15 protein-coding genes are annotated in these 18,918 nt (G+C 72.8%); 6 read left to right on the top strand and 9 right to left on the bottom strand.

Features of this window, described 5'->3' with window-relative positions; genetic code table 11:
* Nucleotides 1-28: 28 nt before the first annotated feature.
* Both IL992_RS08645 and IL992_RS08640 read right to left on the bottom strand, forming a co-directional pair.
* The gene (locus tag IL992_RS08645; protein WP_319018431.1) at nucleotides 29-1,171 is read right to left on the bottom strand and encodes a sensor histidine kinase; all 1,143 of its coding nucleotides are present in this window, start codon (nucleotides 1,169-1,171) and stop codon (nucleotides 29-31) included.
* A gap of 27 nt (nucleotides 1,172-1,198) precedes the next feature.
* Complete coding sequence (locus IL992_RS08640; protein WP_193202798.1) at nucleotides 1,199-1,819, bottom strand: molybdopterin-dependent oxidoreductase; 621 nt, start codon at nucleotides 1,817-1,819, stop codon at nucleotides 1,199-1,201.
* 252 nt (nucleotides 1,820-2,071) lie between these two features.
* Here IL992_RS08640 and aroF point away from each other — a divergent pair, with 252 nt between their 5' ends.
* Nucleotides 2,072-3,130 carry a 3-deoxy-7-phosphoheptulonate synthase gene (gene aroF, locus IL992_RS08635; protein ID WP_193202797.1) on the top strand — a complete coding sequence of 353 codons (1,059 nt, stop codon included), beginning with the start codon at nucleotides 2,072-2,074 and terminating at the stop codon, nucleotides 3,128-3,130.
* Nucleotides 3,131-3,229: 99 nt separating this feature from the next.
* Here the strand turns inward: aroF and thiI are convergent, their stop codons facing one another.
* The 4 genes from thiI to IL992_RS08615 form a co-directional block, all read right to left on the bottom strand.
* Nucleotides 3,230-4,426, bottom strand: coding sequence for a tRNA uracil 4-sulfurtransferase ThiI (gene thiI, locus IL992_RS08630; RefSeq protein WP_193202796.1), 1,197 nt, complete (start codon nucleotides 4,424-4,426; stop codon nucleotides 3,230-3,232).
* A gap of 130 nt (nucleotides 4,427-4,556) precedes the next feature.
* Complete coding sequence (locus tag IL992_RS08625) at nucleotides 4,557-5,207, bottom strand: response regulator (protein ID WP_193203054.1); 651 nt, start codon at nucleotides 5,205-5,207, stop codon at nucleotides 4,557-4,559.
* 107 nt (nucleotides 5,208-5,314) lie between these two features.
* A complete protein-coding gene (gene macS / locus IL992_RS08620) occupies nucleotides 5,315-6,553 on the bottom strand; it encodes a MacS family sensor histidine kinase (protein ID WP_193202795.1) in 1,239 nt (412 codons plus the stop codon).
* 184 nt (nucleotides 6,554-6,737) lie between these two features.
* Nucleotides 6,738-7,763, bottom strand: coding sequence for a 6-phosphofructokinase (locus tag IL992_RS08615; RefSeq protein ID WP_193202794.1), 1,026 nt, complete (start codon nucleotides 7,761-7,763; stop codon nucleotides 6,738-6,740).
* Nucleotides 7,764-8,026: 263 nt separating this feature from the next.
* Between IL992_RS08615 and IL992_RS08610 the strand changes: the two genes are divergently transcribed.
* Both IL992_RS08610 and IL992_RS08605 read left to right on the top strand, forming a co-directional pair.
* Nucleotides 8,027-8,935, top strand: a complete 909-nt coding sequence (locus IL992_RS08610; protein WP_193202793.1) for a bifunctional helix-turn-helix transcriptional regulator/GNAT family N-acetyltransferase — start codon at nucleotides 8,027-8,029, stop codon at nucleotides 8,933-8,935.
* A gap of 39 nt (nucleotides 8,936-8,974) precedes the next feature.
* Nucleotides 8,975-9,718 (top strand): trypsin-like peptidase domain-containing protein, encoded by a 744-nt coding sequence (locus IL992_RS08605; protein ID WP_193202792.1) that lies wholly within the window; start codon nucleotides 8,975-8,977, stop codon nucleotides 9,716-9,718.
* A 117-nt stretch (nucleotides 9,719-9,835) separates the two neighbouring features.
* Here the strand turns inward: IL992_RS08605 and IL992_RS08600 are convergent, their stop codons facing one another.
* Nucleotides 9,836-10,933, bottom strand: a complete 1,098-nt coding sequence (locus tag IL992_RS08600; protein ID WP_319018430.1) for an alkaline phosphatase PhoX — start codon at nucleotides 10,931-10,933, stop codon at nucleotides 9,836-9,838.
* A gap of 390 nt (nucleotides 10,934-11,323) precedes the next feature.
* Here IL992_RS08600 and IL992_RS45940 point away from each other — a divergent pair, with 390 nt between their 5' ends.
* The 3 genes from IL992_RS45940 to mmuM all read left to right on the top strand — a co-directional run bounded on the left by IL992_RS45940 (nucleotide 11,324) and on the right by mmuM (nucleotide 16,303).
* Nucleotides 11,324-12,319 (top strand): MerR family transcriptional regulator, encoded by a 996-nt coding sequence (locus tag IL992_RS45940; RefSeq protein ID WP_226872568.1) that lies wholly within the window; start codon nucleotides 11,324-11,326, stop codon nucleotides 12,317-12,319.
* Nucleotides 12,316-14,952 carry a VIT domain-containing protein gene (locus IL992_RS08590; protein ID WP_193202790.1) on the top strand — a complete coding sequence of 879 codons (2,637 nt, stop codon included), beginning with the start codon at nucleotides 12,316-12,318 and terminating at the stop codon, nucleotides 14,950-14,952. The genes IL992_RS45940 and IL992_RS08590 overlap by 4 nt, the downstream gene beginning before the upstream one ends.
* A 496-nt stretch (nucleotides 14,953-15,448) precedes the next feature.
* On the top strand, nucleotides 15,449-16,303 hold the full coding sequence (gene mmuM / locus IL992_RS08585) for a homocysteine S-methyltransferase (RefSeq protein ID WP_193202789.1): 855 nt from the start codon (nucleotides 15,449-15,451) through the stop codon (nucleotides 16,301-16,303).
* A gap of 41 nt (nucleotides 16,304-16,344) precedes the next feature.
* On the opposite strand, the gene IL992_RS08580 is transcribed toward mmuM, so the two are convergent.
* Together IL992_RS08580 and IL992_RS08575 are read right to left on the bottom strand one after the other, a co-directional pair.
* Nucleotides 16,345-17,883 carry an MDR family MFS transporter gene (locus IL992_RS08580; RefSeq protein WP_193202788.1) on the bottom strand — a complete coding sequence of 513 codons (1,539 nt, stop codon included), beginning with the start codon at nucleotides 17,881-17,883 and terminating at the stop codon, nucleotides 16,345-16,347.
* 325 nt (nucleotides 17,884-18,208) lie between these two features.
* A complete protein-coding gene (locus IL992_RS08575) occupies nucleotides 18,209-18,907 on the bottom strand; it encodes a lysophospholipid acyltransferase family protein (RefSeq protein WP_193202787.1) in 699 nt (232 codons plus the stop codon).
* Nucleotides 18,908-18,918 lie beyond the last annotated feature (11 nt).

Raw genomic sequence — 18,918 nt, 5'->3', positions numbered from 1 at the left:
CCTGCGCGGTACCCGCCGACCGGCGGGTTCAGGAGCGGGCGGGGACGGCGCGGGGGCGGGTCTTGGGGATGCGCAGCCGGATGCGGGTCCCCTTGCCGGGCGCCGTCTCGACCATGAGCCCGTAATCCTGGCCGTAGAGGTGGCGCATGCGCAGATCCACGTTGCTCAGCCCGATCCCGCTGCTCTCCTCGGCGAGCGCGGCCCGCAGGTGCTCGGGGTCCATGCCGACGCCGTCGTCCTCGACCCAGATGTGCGCCTCCGGCCCCGCGTCCCTGATCACGACCCGGACCTCCCCCGGCATGCCGTGCTTGATCGCGTTCTCCACCAGAGGTTGCAGACACAGGAACGGCACGTCCACCCGCAGCACCTCGGGGGCGACCTGGACGGTGAAGCGCAGCCGGTCGCCGAACCTCGCCTGCTCCAGGAGGAGGTAGCGGTCCACGCAGCTCAGCTCGTCGGCGAGGGAGGTGAAGTCGGCCGCCCGGCGCAGCGCATACCTGATGAAGTCGGCGAAGTCGAGCAGCAACTCGCGGGCGCGCTCGGGATCGGTCCGGACGAACGAGGCGATCGTGGTCAGCGAGTTGTACACGAAATGGGGCGAGATCTGCGCCCGCAGGGCCCGCGCCTCCGCCTCAAGGCTTCGCCTGCGGGAGGCGTCGAGTTCGGCGAGTTCGAGCTGGCCGGACATCCAGCGCCCGACTTCGGCCGCCGTGCGCACCATGGCGGTGCCGATCTGCGTGTCGTACGCCGCGAGCGCGCCGACCGCCCTGCCCTCCACGGTCAGGGGGACGACCACCCCGTGCCGGTCGCCGCCCGCGGCGGGGGCGAGGCGCGTCCTGCCGCCCGCCATGGCCGCGCGCACCTCGGTGAGGACCGCCTCGTCCGCCGGCGCACCCGTGCCGTCCCTGGCCAGGACGCGGTCGTTCGTGGCGACCACCAGGCCGGCGGTGCCGAGCAACGTCCGCAGGTGCCGTACGGCGCGGCGGGCGGATCCGCGGGTAAGTCCGGCGCGCAGCGAGCCCGCGGCCAGCCCGGCGACGCGCAGGGCGAGGAACGTCGCGTCCCCCGGCAGTTCGCCGGGGGCCGGACCGCGACAGGCGAGGGCGCGGCCCAGCGCGCCGCCGCAGACCCCGCAGAGCGCGCACAGCGTGACCCACACGGCTGAAGACACGCCGGACACCGTAGCCGCTCGGCGGCCTCACGGAGGGCCGTCGCCCGGGTCCTCCTGGTATGAGTAGCGCTGCTCCTTCCAGGGATCGGCCACGTTGTGGTAGCCGCGCTCCTCCCAGAAGCCGCGCCGGTCCTCGGTCAGGTACTCGACCGCGCGCACCCACTTCACGCTCTTCCAGGCGTACAGGTGCGGCACCACGATCCGTACGGGGTAGCCGCGCTCGGGGGACAGCGGATTCTCGTCGAGGTGCGTGGCGAACAGCGTGGTCGGGCGGTCGAAGTCGGACATGCGCATGTTGGCGCTGAAGCCGTACTCGGCCCAGACCATGACGTGGCGCACGCCCGGCGCCGGGGGGACGCGGTCGAGCAGCGCCGACGTGGGAACGCCGCCCCACTCGTTGCCCATGAGGGAGAACTTGGTGACGCAGTGGAAGTCCGCCACGACCGTAGCCCTGGGCAGCGCGGCGAACTCCTCCCATGAGAACTCGTGGACCCGGCCCGAGGCCGTGGCGCCGAACACCTGGAAACGCCAGGTCTCAGGGCGGAACGCCGGGACCCTCCCGTAGTGGACGACGGGCCGTCCGCGCGGGACGTACTGGCCCGGCGGCAGGCGCGTCTCCTCCTCAGGTTTCTCCGGCACGCGTGCCATCCTGCCATCCGCCCGCAGGACGACCGCACCGGACCCCGGGAGGTGCGGGTGCGGCACGATCAAGGAAGCGTGCGCTATATTGCGTCACATGCGCACCGCTTGGTCGTTTTGGTATGGCGACGGACCCGTGAGGACCGATCGCCTCCATGCGCTGCGCTGACAGCCACGGCGAACGAAGGCCCCGGGTCCACACGGACCCGGGGCCTTCGTCGTTTTTCCGGACCCGCACCGTCGACAGCAACAGGAGTGACCATGGTCATCGTCATGACCCCCGAGGCCACGCAGGACGACATCGAGGCGATCGCCGACCTCGTCACCGCCGCCGGAGGGGAGGCGTTCGCGAGCCGCGGCGTGAACCGCACGATCATCGGCCTCATCGGCGACGTCGAGCAGTTCGCCACACTGAACCTGCGCGCCATGCCGGGCGTCGCGGACGTCGTGCGGGTCTCCACGCCGTACAAGCTCGTGAGCAGGGAGAACCATCCCCAACGCTCCACGGTGACCGTGCGCGGCGTGCCGATCGGCCCGGACACCGTCACCCTGATCGCGGGCCCGTGCGCGGTCGAGACGCCGGAGCAGACGCTGGAGGCCGCGCTGATGGCCAAGGCGGCGGGCGCGACGCTGCTGCGCGGCGGCGCCTTCAAGCCGCGCACCTCGCCGTACGCCTTCCAGGGGCTGGGCGAGAAGGGCCTGCGCATCCTGGCCGAGGTGCGCGAGGAGACCGGTCTGCCGATCGTCACCGAGGTCGTCGACGCCCACGACGTGGCGCTCGTGGCGTCGTACGCCGACATGCTGCAAGTCGGCACCCGCAACGCGCAGAACTTCGCGCTGCTGCAGGCCGTCGGCGCGGCGGGCAAGCCGGTCATGCTGAAGCGGGGCATGACGGCGACCATCGAGGAGTGGCTGATGGCGGCCGAGTACGTCGCCCAGCGCGGCAACCTCGACATCGTGCTGTGCGAGCGGGGCATCCGCACCTACGAACCCGCCACCCGCAACACGCTCGACATCTCCGCGGTCCCGGTCGTGCAGCGGCTGTCGCACCTGCCGGTGATCGTGGACCCGTCGCACTCCGGCGGCCGGCGCGACCTCGTGCTGCCGCTGTCGCGGGCCGCGGTCGCGATCGGGGCCGACGGCCTGATCGTCGACGTGCACCCCCATCCCGAGCAGGCCCTGTGCGACGGCCCGCAGGCCCTGGTGAACGCCGACCTGGACGACCTCGCGGCGGTCATGCGCGACTTCCCCCCGCTGGTGGGCCGCACCGCGACCGTCACGACCACCGGGGCGACGGCGGCGTCCCCGATCCCCGCCTGAACCCGTCCCCGCCAGAGCGCCTCCCAGCGGGGCCCGGGACCGCGGCAGGCGGTCCCGGGCACCGCCGGGACGAGAACGGGCCGGAGGACGAACGCCGTCTCAGACGTCGAGCTTGTACGGCTGGATCGAGTCGGCCAGCTGGGCGGCGAGGTCCTCGGCGTCCAGGCGCCGCTCGATCTGCTTCAGGTCCTCGATCTTCGCGCGGGTCTCGGCCTGCCGGGGCGCGAGCAGCGTGCAGCAGTCCTCGTCGGGCAGCTCGGAGATCTCCAGCGTCCCGATCCGGCGGGCCTCTGCCATGATCTCGGTCTTGTCCAGGCCGATCAGCGGACGCAGGATCGGCAGGTCCACGGCGTGATCCTGGGCCGTGATGTTGGCCAGGGTCTGCGAGGAGACCTGGCCGAGGCTGTCGCCGGTGACCAGCGCCTCGGCGTGGATGCGGTGGGCGACCTCCTCGGCCGTCTTGAGCATCAGCCGCCGCTGCGCGATCACCGCGAGCCGGTCCTGGCCGGAGTTCCTGATCGACTGCTGCGCCTTGCCGAACGGCACCACCCACAGCCGCGACTTGCCCTGGAACTTGTCCAGGTTGCGCACCAGCGCGTACGCCTTGTAGATCGACTCCGAGGTGGTGAACGGGATGCCGGAGAAGTGCAGGAAGTCCACCCGCAGGCCGCGCCGCATCATGCGGTAGGCGGCGACCGGCGAGTCGATGCCGCCGGACAGCAGCGCCAGCGCCCGGCCGCTGGAGCCGACCGGAAGGCCGCCCTGGCCCGGCCGGCCCCCGGTGAACAGGAACGCCTCGTCCTTGTCCACCTCGATGTGCACGGTCAGCTCCGGCCTGCTCAGATCGACCGGCAGCCCGTAGGTGTCGTTGATCGCCCCGCCGACCACGCGGTCGAGCTCGTTGGAGCGCAGCGGGAAGCGCTTGTCGCGACGCCGCGACCGTACGGCGAAGCGCGCCTTGCGGGCCACCTCGTCGCTGTCCCTGATCAGCTCGATCGCGGCCTTGGTGATCGCGTCCGGGTCCTTCGGCACCCGCCAGGCCAGGTGGACCAGCACGATCCCGGGCACGTCGGCCACGCGGGCCGCCACCGTCTCGGCCTCCTCCACTTCGGTCCCCGCGGGCAGGAACAGGGCGATCACCCCGTGCCGCTGGCGGATGTCGACCCGGTGGTCCTTGAGAGCGTGCTTGATGTTCGCCCGCAGGCGCATCTCGAAGATCTCGCGGTTCCGGCCCTTCAGAACCACCTCGCCTAACTTGAGCAGCACCGAGGGCTCTCCGAGGGCGGTCATGGTCATCTGTGGAAACCTCCGGACGGACATGGACGGCCGTCACGCCGGGGAGGGCACGGCCGGGGGGACATACTCCAAGGACAACGCGTCACCGCGACGCGGGCTTCCCCACTGTAATGCCGCCGTCGCGACAGCCCTAGTCGAGTTCGGCCAGGCCCTTCTCTATCGCGTAGCGGACCAGCTCGACCCGGTTGTGGAGCTGGAGCTTGCTCAGCGTGTTCTGCACGTGGTTCTGCACGGTGCGATGCGACAGCACCAGACGTTCGGCGATCTGCCGATAGGTCAGTCCCTTGGCGACCATGCGCAGCACCTCGGTCTCCCGGTCGGTCAGCCGGGGGCCGTCCCGCTCCGCGTCCCGGCCGGGGCCGGGCGCCCGGTGGGCCAGCCTGCGGTACTCCCCCAGCACGAGCCCGGCCAGGCCGGGAGTGAAGACGGCGTCGCCCTCGGCGGTGCGCCGGACCGCGTCCAGGAACTCCTCCCGGCTCGCCGATTTCACGAGGTATCCGGAGGCGCCCGCCTTGACCGCCTCCAGCACGTCCGCCTCCTCGGCGCTGGCCGACAGGACGAGCACGCGCGGCGGGGCCGCGGACGCGCCGAGCCCCCGGGCCACCTCCACCCCCGGCAGGTCGGGCAGCCGCAGGTCGAGCACCACCACGTCCGGCCGCACCGCCGCCGCGACGCGCAGCGCCTGGCGGCCCTCCCCGGTGGCGGCGACGACGTCGTACCCGGCCTCGGTCAGGTCGCGGGCGACCGCCTCCCGCCACATCGGGTGGTCGTCCACCACCATGACCCGCACCCGCGGGCGTTCCCGGCCGCCGGCCGCCACCTCGTCCTCCGCCCCTGCCACCGCGGGCGAGCGCGCGGGATCATTCGCGCGCAGCCGTTCGTCTCCGCTCACGACCGCCTCTCGTTTCCTTCGTCCGCCCACAGCGGGACCGACAGCTCGATCTCCGTTCCCGTCCGCGACGAGGTGATCGCCACCCTGCCGCCGAGGTCGGCCACGCGGCCCCGGATCGAGCGGGCCACGCCCATGCGTCCCTCCCGGGCCGCCTGCTCCAGCCGGCCCTCGGGAATGCCCGGTCCGTCGTCGCGTACGGTGACGACGACCGCGCCGGCGTCCTCCTCCGCGAGTATCCACGCGCGGGTGTCCTCGGGGCAGTGCCGTACGACGTTGTCGAGGGCCGCGCCGACGGCCGCCGCCACCTCCCGCGCGCTCTCGGCCGGCAGCGGCAGCGGTGTCGCCGGCGCGGACACGGTCACCCGGGACGTGCCGTACGGCCGCAGCAGGTCACGCAGATCGACCTCGCGCTCCGCCGTGAGGTCCGGTCCAGGAGAATTCCCTTCGCCGGCGAGCGGACCGCGAGGCCGCGCCGGCGACCGGAGCCGGCCGCGAAGACCGGGCGGCGCGGCGGGGTCCGGCGCGTCCACGACGGGCGGGGCCTGCACCAGCGCCCGCAGCGCCGCCTCCTGCTCCCCCGCGAGCCTGCCCAGCTCGGCCGCCTCGCCGCCGATCTCCGCGCCCCTGCGCTGCACCAGGGCCAGCACCTGGAGCACCGAGTCGTGGATGCCCCGGGCCAGCCGCTCCCGCTCGCGGCCCGCGGCCTCGATCCGCGCGGCGCGCCGCATGCGCGCCTCGGCCTCCCGCGCGAGCCGGGCGACGTGCCCGACGACGACTCCGGCCATGAACATGAGCACGGCGCCGTTCACCGGGATCGAGGCGAGGTCGACCCCGTTGCCGCTGCGCAGCCACAGGTCGGCCGCCGACATGACCGCGGCGGCGACCGCACCGGCGCGGCGTCCCCGCGCCACGCCGTACGCCAGGACGGGCCCTGCCACCCAGGTCGCCGTGATCGGGATCGCCCCGGCCAGCATGTCGCCGCGGCTCTGCGCGTACGGCGTGGCCAGCAGGCAGCCCGCCGTGACGACGAGGTCGGCGGCCAGCAGCGGCCCCCGCCGCGCGGCGGGACGCGGGACGAGCGTGACGACCGTCCAGGCGGCCATCACGCCGACGACGGCCCAGGCCACGGCGGGACGGGCGTAGCCGCCCGCCCTGAGCACGAGCAGTGCCGCGTACGCGAGCGACGCCACGCGGAAGACCGCGATCGCCCGCCAGAACGGTCCCTCGATGCCCATCGCGCGGCGCCCTCTCCTGATCGAGCCGGGAGGGCCGGGCCCTCCGCTCACATACTCGGGCAATCGCCGCGCGCCCGCGGTTCACTTGGATCCGTTCGGGGCCTCGCATGCGTACGGCTCCCGCGGGGCGACGCGGGAGCCGTACCGGATCGTGCGCGGGCCGCGGTGACGGGCCCGCGACCGATCAGCCGAAGAAGACCTCGGCCTCCTCGTAGCGGGAGACCGGCACGGTCTTGAGCTCGGCGGTCGCCTCGGCGAGGGCCACGCGGACGATGTCGGTGCCGCGCAGCGCGACCATCTTGCCGAAGTCGCCCTCGTGCACCGCGTCGATCGCGCCGAGGCCGAAGCGGGTCGCGAGAACGCGGTCGTAGGCGGTCGGCGTGCCGCCGCGCTGGATGTGGCCGAGGACCGTGGTGCGGGCCTCCTTGCCGGTGCGCTTCTCGATCTCCTTGGCGAGGACCTCACCGATGCCGCCGAGACGCACGTGGCCGAACGCGTCCAGCTCGCCCGCCTGCAGCGCCATCTGGCCCTCGAGCGGGTGGGCGCCCTCGGCGACGACGATGATCGGCGCGTAACGGGTCTTGAACCGCGACTCGACGTAGGCGCAGACCTTCTCGATGTCGAACGGCTTCTCGGGGATGAGGATGACGTTGGCGCCGGCGGCCATGCCCGCGTGCAGCGCGATCCAGCCCGCGTGGCGGCCCATGACCTCGCAGATCAGCGCGCGGTGGTGCGACTCCGCGGTGGTGTGCAGCCGGTCGATGGCCTCCATCGCGATGTTGACCGCGGTGTCGAAGCCGAAGGTGTAGTCGGTGGCGTTGAGGTCGTTGTCGATCGTCTTGGGCACGCCGACGACCTTCACGTCGCGGTCGAACAGCTGCTTGGCCACGCCCAGCGTGTCCTCACCGCCGATGGCGATGAGCGCGTCGACACCCTGCGCGGCGAGGTTCTCCTTGATCCGCTCGACGCCGCCCTCGATCTTGATCGGGTTCGTGCGGGAGGAGCCGAGGATCGTGCCGCCGCGCGGCAGGATGCCCCGGACGGCCTGGATGTCGAGCGGCATGGTGTCGCCCTCCAGAGGGCCACGCCAGCCATCCCGGAATCCGACGAACTCGTGCCCGTACACGCCGACGCCCTTGCGGACGACGCCGCGGATCACCGCGTTCAGCCCGGGGCAGTCGCCGCCTCCGGTCAGGACTCCAATACGCATGACGGGTTCTTCCTCCATCTGGGATTTCGCGTGGAAAGGCGCGGCCGGCCCGACGCAGACCCCGGCGCTCCACCGCACCGCATTCTGCCTGAGCCTATCTCAATGGTCTAGACCAAAAGGAGAGGCTACGCCACCCGGCCGACCAGACCAACTCAGTCTCGCACGGCGAGACCGTCCGCATCGTAAGAGGCGTCTTCCCAACGGCTCGCCGCGGTTCTATGTTTGACTGCGTCAATCATTTCCTTGAGTTAGGCAAGGGAAAAATGGACATCGTTCCGGAAGTACGCGCGTTCAACCGCTTCTACACGTCCGTCATCGGCGTGCTCGGGGCGGGAATGCACGACACCCCCTACTCCCTGACCGAGGCGCGGGTGCTGTTCGAACTCGGCACCCGGGAGGCGGCCGACGCCGCCGACATCAGGGCCATGCTCGGTCTCGACCCCGGCTACCTGAGCCGGATCCTCGCCAGGTTCGAGAGCGACGGGCTCGTGTCCCGCGAGCGTTCGGCCGAGGACGCCCGCCGCCAGGTCGTACGGCTCACCGCAAAGGGCCGCGACACCTTCGCCGCGCTCGACCGGCGCTCGGGCGCCGAGATCGAGACCCTGCTGGCGAAGCTGACCGATCCCGAACGCCGGCGGCTCGTCTCCGCGATGGGCACCGTGCGGAGCCTGCTCGAGCCCGCCGAGCGGCGCGAGCCGTACGTGATCAGGCCGCCGCGGGCGGGCGACCTCGGCTGGGTGGTGCACCGGCACGGGGTCCTCTACAGCGAGGAGTACGGCTGGGGCGCCGCGTTCGAGGCCCTGGTCGCGCGGATCGTCGCCGAGTACGTCGAGAACCACGACCCCCGCAGGGAGGCGGGCTGGATCGCCGAGGTGCGCGGCGAGCCGGTGGGATGCGTCTTCTGCGTGCGCAAGGACGACACGACGGCCCAGCTCCGCCTGCTGCTGGTCGAGCCGTCCACGCGCGGCATGGGCATCGGCGGGCGGCTGGTCGAGGAGTGCCTGCGCTTCGCCACGGCGGCCGGCTACCGGCGGATCATGCTCTGGACCCGCGACGCGCTCGCGAGCGCCCGCCGGATCTACCAGGCCGCGGGGTTCGAACTGGTGGAGCAGCACCCGGGCGAGGAGTCGGGCATCCCCGTCAACGAGCAGATCTGGGCCAGGGACCTGTGACCTTCCGGGTCCGTCCGGGCGGTCCCTACCATGATCCCCATGCTGGGATCGGTGTGGCGGGGCGCGGGAGCGGTCGCCCTCGCGCTGAGCGTGGCCGGAGGCACGGTGGGATGCACGGCCGCGGTCGAGCACTTACCGCCCGCCCACCGGCCGTCCGCCCGCCACACGGCCGGGGCTCAGGCCCCGGCCGCGCACAGCGTGGTGAAGGTCCGGGGGTTCGCCTCCTCCTGCGGCCGGCGGACGGAGGCGACAGGATTCGTCTACGCGCCCGAGAGGGTCCTGCTCAACGCCCATACCGTGGCGGGCGTGGACCGCGACCTGGAGGTGGTCCTCGACGACGGGCGGCGGTTCCCCGCGCAGGTGGTGGCCTTCGATCCGGAGGTCGACGCCGCCGTCCTGCGGGCACCCGGGCTCACCGCCCGGCCGTTGCGGCTGACGCGCGGCAGGCGGACCACCGCGGTGGTCGTCGGCTACCGCAAGGGCGAGGCCGCTCCGGCCGTGCTTCCCGCCACGGTGCGGCCGGATCAGCCCGCCGAGTCGTACGACATCTACAACCGCAAACGGGTGTCGCGGCAGGTCCACCCCTTCCAGGGCGCGGCCGTCACACCCGGCATGTCGGGCGCGCCGCTCATCACGGGCGGGGACCGGGCGATGGGCATGGTCTTCGCGGTGGACATGGACAGGGCCGACGTCGGCTACGCGCTCACGGCCGCCGAGATCGAGGCGGTCGCGGTGGCGGGCGAGAAAGTCACCACCGCCGTACCGCACGAGCCCTGCTCCTGACAGCGAGAGCACGACGGGCGCCTTGCCGCGCCCGGCGGCGCGAGACGCACCCGTCGCCCGGCCGGGTGCCGCCCGGCGAGCATGCCCGCCGTTCGGAACGACTGCCGGTTCGCCGGTTCAGGCCCGGATGAGATCGCGGAACGGCCCGCGGACCTCGACGGTCACGGGGGCCGGGGCCGGCCGGGCGTCCCGCGGTGGACGGCAGGAGAAGTAGAGCCGGTCGCCGGCCGGGGACATCGCGGGGCCCGCGACGGTCCAGCCGCCCGTGACCCGCAGGAACGGCACCGCCCGGTCCCCCGCGACGAGGGTGATCTCGCCGTCCGCACCGCCGCCTGACCCGCCGGCCGTTCCGTGCGGCACGGTCAGGCGCGCGCGGACGGCGTCGTACGCCCACACCCGGCCGTCGCCCTCGGTGACGAACCACACCAGGCCGTCGGAATAGTGACAGTCGCCGCCCCCTGCGAACCTCCTGGCCCCTTTCACCTGCTCACGCAGGGGCACATGGTCAGGGAGGGCCGGGATCGGCACCCGTTCCCAGGCCACGGACTCCTCGCGGGGCTCACCGACCATCACCTCCAGCACACCCGTCGTGAGGTCGCCCCAGTCGTCCGGGCGGAAGCGGTACAGGCATCCGTCCGGCTCTCCTTCGGTGAGGTAGACGACGCCCCGATCGGGGTCGCAGGCCACGCCGCCGTGGGTGAACAGGCCCATCGCGAGCCGGGGCATGGGGGCGCGCAGGCCGTACGGGTCGCATTCGAAGACCCGGCCGTACGGCGTCCGCTCGCCCGACACCCAGGTGTGCCACGGTGTCGCGGCGCCGGCCCCGCTGCGGTCGGCGCCGGACAGGATTCGATATCCGCCGCGCAGGGTCCCGTCCGGCGCGAAGCGCAGCGCCGTCACGCCGCCGAGCAGCGGCAGCGCGCAGTTGGACACGTATATCCAGCCGTCCCCGTCGGGGAAGCATCCGCCGCCGTCCGGGGCCGCGTGCCAGACGACTCCCCCGGCCCGCTCCCCCGACCGCGCCACGACCCGGCCCGCGAAGCCAGGCGGCAGCGCCCGCAGCACGTCCGCCGGGAAGGGGCCATCCGGATCCCCCTGGCCGTATGGCCCGCCGCCGGGTGGCTCGCACCCGTCGCCGGGCCGTGCGAACGTCGCGCGCCACAACGCTCCCGGCAGCGCCGAGAGCGCCGCCGATCGGACGGAAGTACCCTGCACCGCTGACCGCCTCCTTGACCTGCCCCTGGTCATGCCGGTCCGGCCCCCGGCGGGCCGTTCTCTCGTTCCGCGCGGCCGCCGAGCCCGGGCCGGGCCGGGGGCCGCCCGCTCCCCCTACCCGCCCGGCGAGCTCCCGACCGGGTCTTGCTGTCCGGTTTCTGCCTGTCCCGTGTCTGCTTGTCCGCCGTCTTCTCGTCCCGCGCCTTCTTGCCCCGCGACTTCTTCTCCCGCGGAAGCACATCGCACACGTCGCGGGCGCCCAGTCGACCCGTCTCATGTGAACGGCGGAAGAAGCGGCGTCCCTCGCCGAGACGAACTCTTCGAAAACCATGACGCCGCATGACGGAGACAACATTGACAGTGTCATTGTGACAGTGTCATTGTGGAGGCATGAGCGATTCCTGGACGATCGGCGAACTGGCGGAGCGGGCGGCGGGCCTGCTCGGCCAGGAACGGCGTGACGACGGCCAGGAGCCTCGCGACAACGGTCCGGAGTCGCGCGTCAACGGCAGGGTCCGCGAGGTGCCGAACGAACGTCTCATCCGCTGGTACACGACGATCGGACTGCTCGACCCTCCGCTGGGCCGGCGCGGCCGGGTCGCCCTCTACGGCCGCCGTCACCTGCTCCAACTCGTGGCCGTGAAGCGCCGCCAGGCGGACGGCCTGTCCATCGCCGCCATCCAGGCGGAGCTGGCGGGCGCTACCGACGCCATGCTCCAGCGCGCCGCCGGCCTCACCGCGCCGCAGTCCGCGCCGCAGTCCGCGCCGCAGTCCGAGCCGCTCGCCCCGCCTCTTCCGCGCGGCCCGGCGGCCCCGGCCGCCGCGAGCCACCTCTTGGACGCGCCCGGCACTGCGACGCCGCCGACGCCTGATTGGTGCGGGACGAGGCCGGAAGCGGGCACCCCGCCCGCCATTGCGGACGTCGCGCGGCCGGCGGCACGCGACCGCTTCTGGGTGCACCCGGCCTCATCCGCCGCCACAGCGGCCTCCGCCCACTTCCCGGCCGATCTCGCCGACGCCGTCGCCCCGCCTTCCGCGGCATCAGGCCCGGCCGGCTCCCCTCCTGAATCCGTCGCATCCCCCGGAGGTCTCCTGCCGGTCGCGGCGCCTCCACGGGAAGAGACGCCGCGCGCCGCGCAGGGAAACGCCCCACACGCGGACGTCGTGCACGGTGTACGGCTCGCACCCGGAGTGACGGTCCTGCTCGACCCGGCCCACCGGGTCCCGGACGGTCACGAGGTGGCCGCGCTGCGCCGGGCCGCGGCGCCGCTCCTCACGGCCCTCGACACGCTCGGCCTGGCCGGGCCGTTCGAGGGCGCCCATCACACCAACGACGCCTCGGCACTCGATCCACACGCTTCCGACGCTGAAGGGATGACGTCATGACCGTTCCCATCACACCTCTGCGGCCGGAGGAGTGCCGGCCCGTGCCGGACGCCGGGCTCGGAGCGCTGGAGACCGAGAAGGGCAACCTTCCGCTGGAAAGCGTGGACGTCACCGCCCGCGTCACCGGACTGGTGGCCGGCGTCGAGGTCGTCCAGACCTTCCGCAACGCCTTCGACGTGTCGCTGGAGGCGACGTACGTCTTCCCGTTGCCGCCGCGGGCCGCGGTCACCGCCTTCCGGATGGAGGCGGACGACCGGGTGGTCGACGGTGTGCTCAAGGAGCGCGGGCAGGCACGGGCCGACTACGACCGAGCGCTCGCCGAGGGCAGGCGCGCGGCGATCGCCGAGGAGGACCGGCCCGACGTGTTCACGATCAGGGTCGGCAACATCGTCCCCGGGGAGCGGGTGATCGTCCGCCTCATGCTGAGCCAGCCGCTCCCCTACGAGGACGGCGCGGCCGAGTTCCGCTTCCCGCTGGTCGTCGCGCCCCGCTACATCCCCGGGGCTCCGCTGCCCGGGGCTCCGGCCGGTGACGGCGTGTCCTCCGACACCGACGCCGTGCCCGACGCCTCCCGGATCACGCCGCCCGTCCTGCTTCCCGGCTTCCCCTATCCCGTACGGCTGTCGCTCGCGACGACGATCGACCCCGCCGGGCTCGACCTGCGGGAGGTCCGCTCCAGCCTGCACGAGGTCGACCGGGAGGGCGACACGATCAGGCTGCGGCCCGGCGAGCGGCTCGACCGTGACTTCATCCTGCGTCTGGCGTTCGACGCCTCCTCCTCACTCGCACTCGTCCCGGACGACGCCACAGACGGCGGCTCACGCGGCGAAGGCACGGCCGACGGCAGCGGCTCCGCTGAGGACGCGACGGAGAACACCGCGGACGCCGAGGGGACCTTCGTGCTGACCCTGCTGCCGCCGCAGGAGGACGCGACCGGGACCGTGTCCCGTGACGTCGTCCTGCTGCTCGACCGCTCCGGCAGCATGACGGGCTGGAAGATGGTGGCCGCACGGCGCGCCGCCGCACGGATCGTCGACACGCTGACCCGGCATGACCGCTTCGCCGTGCTCTCGTTCGATTCGGTGGTGGAGCGGGCCTTCTCCGGCGGCCTGGTGGACGCGAGTGACCGCAACCGATACCGCGCCGTCGAGCACCTGTCCCGGCTCGACGCCCGCGGGGGCACGGAGATGCTCGCTCCCCTGGAGGAGGCCCTGCGGCTGCTCGACGGCCAGAGCGCCCCCGCCCCGGGGCCGGCCACCGGCACGGACCCCGGCCGGTTCCGGGAGGACGACCGGCCCGGCGAATCAGGCCTGTCCGGCGAGCAGGCACGCGATCGGGTGCTCGTCCTGGTGACCGACGGCCAGGTGGGCAACGAGGACGAGATCCTCGAACGCATCGGCGCCCGGCTGCACGGCGTCCGGGTGCACACCGTGGGCATCGACAGGGCGGTGAACGCCGGGTTCCTCGGACGGCTGGCCCTGCTCGGCTCGGGCCGGTGCGAGCTGGTCGAGTCGGAAGACCGGCTCGACGCGGCGATGGAGCACATCCACCGCCGCATCGGCTCGCCGCTGGTGACCGACGTCGCGCTGAAGGCCGAAGGCATGGACCTGGTGGCGGACACCGTCACACATGCCGGGTCGCTCTACCCCGGCGTCCCTCTGGTCGTGAGCGGGCGTTATCGGGGACCGCGGCCGGCCGGAGCCCTCACCGTCCATGGCCGCACGGCCGACGGCCGCCCCTGGGAGGAGCGGATCGAGGGCCGTCCCACCCACGGCCCGGCGGCCCGGGCCCTTTGGGCGCGGGCGCATCTGCGCGGTCTGGAAGACCGGTACGCCATGGGCGATCACTTCCTCGAGCAGCGGATCGTCGACGCCTCGCTGCGTTTCGGCGTGCTGTGCCGGTTCACCGCCTTCGTGGCCGTCGACACCCGCGTCACCGGCGAGGGCGGCCCGGAGCATCGGGTGATCCAGCCGGTCGAACCGCCGAGCGGCTGGGAGATGCCGACCGCGATGCCGATGATGGCGGCGGGCGCGCCGATGATGGCGAAGATGGCCGCCTTCACCACGGCCGGACCGGAGGCGGCTTCCGGTTCGGCGGCGGACCGGCCCATCGCCGCGGCCCCGCCACCCGGCGCACCCCCTGGCGCGCCTCCCGCCCCGCCGTACGCCGCCGCGCCCGCACCGGCTCCGAGGCGGGCCTCCCGCGGGTTCTCCGTCGGTCGCTTCCTTCCGCATCCCGGCGAGGGGAGCGCACCGGTCACGGATTTCGAGGGCATCCGGCCTCTGCTGGCCGAGGAGCTCACGAAGCTGGGCCAGGCGGAGTCGCTGCCCGAGCGGGAGCGGCGGCGCTATCTGGCGGATCTCGCCAGTCGCCTGCGCGTCGTCGCCCAGATGGTGGGTGGTCACCCGGACCTCACCGCGCTCGCGACCGACCTCGAAAGGGCCGAGTGGGCCGAGGTCTCGCTCGACGACCTCTGGCGGCGGACGGCCGACCTGCTGACCGCGCTGACCGGCCGCTCCGGTTCCGCCGCAACGGGCCCAGCGACCCCAGGCTCCGCGACCCCGGGCTCCACGTCCCCCGGCCCCGGGCCTGGCTTCAAGGAGGGCCGGCGTCCCTTCTGGAAGCGATCGTGAGACGCCACCTGCGGGAGGCCTCCACATGGCGTGGCAGGGCTGAAGCGAGCGCGGCCGGGACACCGGCGGGGAAGCCGGGCCCGGCCGCGTCGGTTCGGGTTTCGCTGAAGGCGAAGCCCCTACGAGGGTTCGGGTAGGCGAATGACATCGGACGGCGGGGTGGGTGCGGGACGCCGCGGCTCCCTCACCCCTCCCGTGTCGGGCCGATCGTCGCGTCCACCTGCGGGGACGGGAGACCGGCGGCGCAGCAACCGATTGATGAGCCCTTTCAGCCCCATGTGCCGCCAACGCGTGGGATCGCCGATCGGTTCCTCGCCCGGAGAGCGGTAACGGCCGCGACGTACCCGCTGAGCGATCCCCTCGCGTACGGCGGCCCCGCCTCCACCGGCTCGGCCGCGAGCCGGCCAGAGGCGCCGGCGCGCTGGTCCCGCCGGCGACGACGCCATGTCCGAGTCCCCGCAGTGTTGCCTGCCGCGACCACGTAGTGTTGCCCGATATGAACCCAATCGTCCTCGACGGCGGTCTCGCCACGCACCTGGAGACGCTCGGCTGTGACCTGAGCGACGACCTGTGGTCGGCACGGCTGCTCGCCGACGATCCCGGCGTCATCCGGCAGGCGCACCTCGACTATTTCAGGGCCGGGGCCGATGTCGCCACCACGGCGAGCTACCAGGCGAGCGTCCCCGGGTTCGCACGGCGCGGCCTCACTCCCCAGAAGGCCCGCGATCTCATCCGGCTGTCGGTGACGCTTGCCGTGCAGGCGAGGGACGAGGCCGGGCACGGGCTCGTCGCCGCGAGCGTGGGGCCGTACGGCGCCTACCTGGCCAACGGCGCGGAGTACACCGGCGACTACGACCTGGACGAGGACGGCCTGGCCGAGTGGCATCGGGAGCGCTTCGAGATCCTCGCCGACGCCGGGGCCGACCTGCTGGCGTGCGAGACGATCCCCTCGCAGGCCGAGGCGCGGGCGCTCGCGCGGCTCCTGCGCGAGACGCCGTCCGTGCGGGCGTGGGTCACCTTCTCCTGCAGGGACGGCGCGCACGTCAGCGACGGGACGTCGTTCGAGGAGTGCGCGGCGATCTTCGCGGGCCTCCCTCAGGTGGTCGCCGTGGGCGTCAACTGCACCGCGCCGCGGTTCATCCCCGACCTGATCAAGCACGGAGCTTCGATCGTCTACCCGAACTCCGGCGAGACCTGGGACGCCGCCAACCGGCGCTGGCTGGGTCTCGCCGATCCTGTCGAGTTCGGCAGGGCGGCGGCCGGGTGGGCCTCGCTCGGCGCCCGTTACGTGGGCGGCTGCTGCCGCACCACCCCGGTCCACATCCGCGAGATCCGCTCCCACCTCACCTGAGCCCGTCCCGGGCGAGCCCTGCGACGTCGGCCACTCGAGGGTCAGCCCATGGCGGCCGGGCCTTCGGTGCTCCGCGTGGCGAGCGGGATCTCCTTGAGGAAGAGAGCCACGATCAGCGCGAGGGCGACGAAGGGCAGGCTGGCGAGGAACACGTCGTCGATCGCGCTGGTGAACGCGACCAGCACGTGATCCTTGGCCGGTTGCGGCAACTGCTGGATCGCCTGCACGTTGTTGGCGTCCACGCGCCCCGGCGGCATCCTGCCGCCGAACTCGGCGGCCAGGTGGTGGGCGAGCCGGTTGGTGAGGACCGCGCCCATGATCGCCGTTCCGATGGCGGCGCCCATCATCCGGAAGAACGTCGCCGAGCTCGTCGCCACGCCCATGTCGGCGCGGTCCACCGCGTTCTGGATCGCCGTGACGATCGTCTGCATCGTGAACCCGAGCCCGGCGCCGAAGAGGTACGCGTAGACCGCCACCTGCCAGTACGGCGTGTCCACCTTGATCGTGGACAGCAGCCACATGGCCACCAGGAGGACCGCCCCGCCCAGGATCGGGAAGATCTTGTATCGGCCGGTCCGGCTCATGATCTGGCCGGAGGTGATCGACGTGGAGAAGATGCCGAAGACCGCCGGCAGCAGCGCCAGGCCCGACACGGTCGGCGACATGCCCTGGACCGCCTGGAGGTAGACCGGCAGGAAGATCATGCCGCCGAACATCGCCAGGCCCGCGAGGAAGCTGAAGCCGTTGCCCACGCTGAAGATCTTGTTGCGGAACAGCCGCATCGGCAGGATCGGCTCGGCCGCCCGCAGTTCGACGAACACGAACAGGGCCGCGAGCGCCACGAACCCGGTCAGCAGGGCCAGCGAGCCGGGGGCGGTCCAGCCGATCTCGCCGCCCGCCCAGTCGAGGTAGAGCAGGAAGCACGACACCCCGGCCACGATCAGCGCCGCGCCCAGGTAGTCGATGCGGTGGCTGCGGCGGGTGAAGGGGATCCGCAGCGCCATCGAGGTCACGACGAGCGAGATCAGCCCGATCGGCAGGTTGATCCAGAAGATCCACCGCCAGCCGGGACCGTCCGTGAAGAAGCCGCCGAGCAGCGGCCCGGCGACGCTGGAGGTGCCCCAGACGGCGCCGAAGTAGCCCTGGTATCGGCCGCGCTCGCGCGGCGGGATGACGTCGCCGATGATGCTGAACGCCAGCGCCATCAGGCCGCCGCCGCCCAGGCCCTGGATCGCCCGGAATCCGATGAGCTGGCCGATGTTCTGGCTCAGCCCGGCCAGCACCGAGCCGAGCAGGAAGATGCCGATGGCGGTCTGGAAGATCGCCCGCCTGCCGTACAGGTCGGAGATCTTGCCCCACAGCGGGGTCGCCGCGGTCGAGGTGAGCAGGTAGGCCGTGACGACCCACGACAGCTTGTCGAGGCCGCCGAGTTCGCTGACGATGCGCGGCAGGGCCGTGCCGACGATGCTCTGGTCGAGGGCGGCCAGCAGCATTCCGGCCGCCACTCCGGAGAGCACGACCAGGATCTGGCGGTGCGGCAGATATCCGGTGGCGGCCTGCTGCTCCTCGCTGACGCTCATGCGGGGCACCCGCGAGCGGCGTGACGGGCGGCGTCCCGCGCTGCGCACCTGGGACCGGCGTACCGTGCGGTGTCCCCGGCGGTGTCCCCGGCCGCGTACCCGGCGCCGTACCGCGCCGCGGCCCCGCCGGGCGCGGCGGGCCTGCTCGCCGGGGTCGTGGGCGGGCCGTCGGCTCCGTCGTCCGCTCCGTGCCTATCGGCGCCGGGCTGGGCCCCTGTGCGCTGCCTGCGTGCTGGCATGCTCCTACGCCTTCCGATCCGGACGTGTCTGAACGTCCCAACGTGCGCGGCGGACACCGCCACGTTACCCCTCCGGTCCGGAAGTATTAGGAATTCTCGCGAGCTGCCCTGGTCGTTTCCGTCTTGGCCGCGGCGGCGTACTTGTCGACGTACTCCTGACCCGACAGTTCCATCAGCGCGTACATGATTTCGTCGGTGACCGCGCGCAGCACGAGGCGGTCGTTTTCCATTCCGTAGTAGCGGGAGAAGTCGAGCGGCTTGCCGTACCGGACGCCGGGGCGGATGCCGAACCTGGGGATCGGCCGGCCGGGGGGCATCATCTCGAACGTGTTGACCATGGCCCACGGGATCACCGGTGCCCGGGACTCCAGCGCGAGCCGGGCCACGCCCGTCTTGCCCTTGTAGAGGCGGCCGTCGGGCGAGCGGGTTCCCTCGGGGTAGATGCCGAGCACCTGGTTCTCCCTGAGGATGCGCAGTCCGGTGCGGAGCGCCGCCTCGCTCGCCTTGCCGCCGGAACGGTCGATGGGGACGGTGCCGACGCCGGAGAAGAAGGCGCGGCTCACCACTCCTTTGAGCCCGCGGCCGGTGAAATACTCGGCCTTTCCCAGAGAGATCACCTTGCGCGGCAGGAATCCCGCCCCGAAGAAGTGGTCGGCGAACGACAGGTGGTTGCCGGCCAGGATGACCGGGCCCTCCTTCGGCACGTTCTCCACCCCCTCGGCCCAGGGGCGGAACACGAAGCGGAGGATCGGCCAGAGGATGGCCTTCACCACCCAATAAAACACGCGGGCACCCC

The sequence above is a fragment of the Microbispora sitophila genome (assembly GCF_014892245.1).
Taxonomy (GTDB): Bacteria; Actinomycetota; Actinomycetes; order Streptosporangiales; family Streptosporangiaceae; genus Microbispora; species Microbispora siamensis.
The sequence above is the reverse complement of the archived record's forward strand: the minus strand, read 5'-3'. Positions and strand labels throughout refer to the sequence as shown.

Excerpts from the sequence above, each read along its gene's own strand:
- IL992_RS08580 (WP_193202788.1), bottom strand. The coding sequence starts at position 17,883 with ATGAGCGTCAGCGAGGAGCAGCAGGCCGCCACCGGATATCTGCCGCAC.
- macS (WP_193202795.1), bottom strand. The coding sequence starts at position 6,553 with ATGGGCATCGAGGGACCGTTCTGGCGGGCGATCGCGGTCTTCCGCGTG.
- thiI (WP_193202796.1), bottom strand. The coding sequence starts at position 4,426 with ATGACCATGACCGCCCTCGGAGAGCCCTCGGTGCTGCTCAAGTTAGGC.
- IL992_RS08590 (WP_193202790.1), top strand. The coding sequence starts at position 12,316 with ATGACCGTTCCCATCACACCTCTGCGGCCGGAGGAGTGCCGGCCCGTG.
- IL992_RS45940 (WP_226872568.1), top strand. The coding sequence starts at position 11,324 with ATGAGCGATTCCTGGACGATCGGCGAACTGGCGGAGCGGGCGGCGGGC.
- IL992_RS08640 (WP_193202798.1), bottom strand. The coding sequence starts at position 1,819 with ATGGCACGCGTGCCGGAGAAACCTGAGGAGGAGACGCGCCTGCCGCCG.
- IL992_RS08625 (WP_193203054.1), bottom strand. The coding sequence starts at position 5,207 with ATGGTGGTGGACGACCACCCGATGTGGCGGGAGGCGGTCGCCCGCGAC.
- mmuM (WP_193202789.1), top strand. The coding sequence starts at position 15,449 with ATGAACCCAATCGTCCTCGACGGCGGTCTCGCCACGCACCTGGAGACG.
- IL992_RS08610 (WP_193202793.1), top strand. The coding sequence starts at position 8,027 with ATGGACATCGTTCCGGAAGTACGCGCGTTCAACCGCTTCTACACGTCC.
- IL992_RS08605 (WP_193202792.1), top strand. The coding sequence starts at position 8,975 with ATGCTGGGATCGGTGTGGCGGGGCGCGGGAGCGGTCGCCCTCGCGCTG.
- aroF (WP_193202797.1), top strand. The coding sequence starts at position 2,072 with ATGGTCATCGTCATGACCCCCGAGGCCACGCAGGACGACATCGAGGCG.
- IL992_RS08615 (WP_193202794.1), bottom strand. The coding sequence starts at position 7,763 with ATGCGTATTGGAGTCCTGACCGGAGGCGGCGACTGCCCCGGGCTGAAC.